A 2,379-nucleotide genomic window follows, 5' to 3' on the forward strand; every position below is an offset into this window, starting at 1 on the left:
CCGTCAAATATCCCGTCATCAAAAATAAACTCCAAATTGCACTTTCATCCCCTTTATTCAGATCAGAAAAAACAATGTTCTCATCAATAAGCTTTTCAACCCTCTTTCCTTGAAGAATCTCCTCAAAATCATCTTTAAAGGAGAAACTTGCCCCAGTTAGAAGCGTTTTAATCAATTCATTATCAGACGTATTGACCCAATAGGGCTGAAATACCCCTCTCTTTTGAACAAAATTAATAATTGACCACGGATTGTAAACCGTTACATCCGACATGTGGTATCCATTATACCAATTCTTAACGTCGGTTATTTTTTCGCCCATCTGGGCTTGATTCAAAAGATCTTCAACTTCGCCTTCTGTAAATCCAAAATAAGAACTATATTTTGAATTCAACACAGAAAAAACATCTAAATGGTTTAGCCCAGAAAACAAACTTTCCCGCGATACACGCAAAATTCCTGTGAGAACGGCTTTATATAAAAAGCGGTTATCTTTAAGACTCGCGCTGAAAAAGTTTCGAAAGAAGGAGACGATTTTGTCATAAAATCCATTCAGATACCCTGCATGGATAGGTGTGTCATATTCATCAATTAAGAATAAGAGTTTTTTGTTTATGATGTTCAAAAAGGTATTCTGTAAGGACTTGCAGAGATTCTGCAACCTCCACCTGACTTGCCTCTCCCCTCAAAATACGATCATAAAATAATTTTTGCGTTTCAAAAAGGTTTTCACTTTTTTGCAGGTATGAAAAATTCTGATAAAGACGAATGATAATTTGGTAAATTTTTTCATAAGCATTCTCAAAATTATCTTCTTTTACATCTTTAAAAGAAAGAGAAATAACAGGAACTTGACCTTGATAGTCTCCACATACAGCTTCCTGAGAGATTTTAAGACCGTCAAAGAGTCCTTTTGTTGGGAATGAATCAACTTCTGGAGCAAAAAAATACTGAAGCATCGAAAGATTAAGCGTTTTTCCAAAGCGACGTGGGCGTGTGATCAGAATAACTTTAGACGCTTCTTCAATAATCTCTTTAATGAAAAGCGTTTTATCGACGAAATTAAACTTCTCATCAATAATCGTTCTAAAATCACTTTCTCCAATGGGGAGTTTCATAAAATGCTATCCTCTTTATGTGTGAAGCTTTCTGATTTTTATCATATTTTAATCTTATACTACAAGACTTAAGAAAACTCATACAACATCCGGACTAAAAGCTCTTTAAATGAAATCTTTATATCTTCTGATCGTATTCTTGAAAAAAAATAAGAACAAATTCATTCCAAAAAATCTTTCAAAAAATCAAGAAAATCTTTAGGCCATCAAAAATTTAATCCCTCAAAAAATAATTTGAAATCCAAAAAAACAACTTTGTTTGTTTTTTTCTCTTGTCGACTTTAAAAATTAGGAATACTCTGTTAGAAATACAACTAAAATAACCAGATCAAACAATTAAAAATAAAACCAGTCGGGAGCTCATCTACCATGAAATTGAAATCTTATCTTTCTACAACTGCGCTCATTTCTACACTTTCTTTTTTGTGCATTTTGGGAGAAGAAACACATGCAACACGTCCCTTTGGCGCACAATCGTCACAGGTAGATGTCTTTAATGCTCCGCCTGCTCCCATTGAACCTGGGCTCTCAACACGTTCTTTCAACAGAGCCGTTCCTCAAACCCCTGTTGTAGAAGAAGATTCAAACATTCCTTTTATAGGCCCTGACGCTCCAACCCTTCAAGAGCCTTTAGTAACAAAGCCACGCTCTTCAAAGAAACATGTTGAAAGTGCTGCTCAACAAGAAAAGAAACCAACTGGTAAAAAACAAAAAGCAGCCCAAAAAGAAAGAAAAGAAGTTAAAAAAGAAAAGGTAAGAAAAGAAGCTATAAAAAAAGAAAAAAAAGCTGAAGCAAAAAGAAAAGAAACAAAAGAAGAAGCAAGATCAAGCCAAACTCCCTCCTTCGTTCAATCTGCAATAAAATCAAATGCGGCTTCTTCAGGAGTTCAGCCAGAAGCTAAGAAAGCTAAGGCAGCCGCTGTTGCTCCTTTAAGTGCAGCTGAACAGGCTCTTAGAGCGGCTGGAGTTCCTCTGAGTGCTGCAAACATTGCAGCTGCTATTTCTTTACTTACAAGAGGCATTGTTGTTGATGCTGCAAATGTTGCAGCTGCAAATGCCTTAACTGCAGCCGGCGTTGCTGTCGATGCTGCCAATATTGCAACTGCAGGCGTTCTAACCGCAGCAGTTATTGTTGTTGATGCGGCGAATATCGCAGCAGCAAATGCCTTAACTGCAGCAGGCGTTGCCGTTGATGCTGCAAATGTTGCAACTGCAGGCACCCTAACCGCAGCAGGCCTTGCTGTCGATGCTGCCAATATTG

Annotated in this window: 3 protein-coding genes; 1 reads left to right on the top strand and 2 read right to left on the bottom strand. The window is 37.1% G+C overall.

Annotated features, from left to right (window positions below):
- Both JSS34_08805 and JSS34_08810 read right to left on the bottom strand, forming a co-directional pair.
- On the bottom strand, positions 1-625 hold a 625-nt coding region (locus tag JSS34_08805), incomplete at its 3' end, for an AAA family ATPase (GenBank protein ID MBS0186393.1).
- Positions 588-1,118, bottom strand: a complete 531-nt coding sequence (locus JSS34_08810) for an AAA family ATPase (protein ID MBS0186394.1) — start codon at positions 1,116-1,118, stop codon at positions 588-590. The genes JSS34_08805 and JSS34_08810, both read right to left, overlap by 38 nt.
- A gap of 369 nt (positions 1,119-1,487) precedes the next feature.
- Between JSS34_08810 and JSS34_08815 the strand changes: the two genes are divergently transcribed.
- On the top strand, positions 1,488-2,379 hold an 892-nt coding region (locus JSS34_08815; GenBank protein MBS0186395.1), incomplete at its 3' end, for a hypothetical protein.

The organism is Pseudomonadota bacterium (genome assembly GCA_018242545.1).
GTDB lineage: Bacteria > Pseudomonadota > Alphaproteobacteria > 16-39-46 > 16-39-46 > 16-39-46.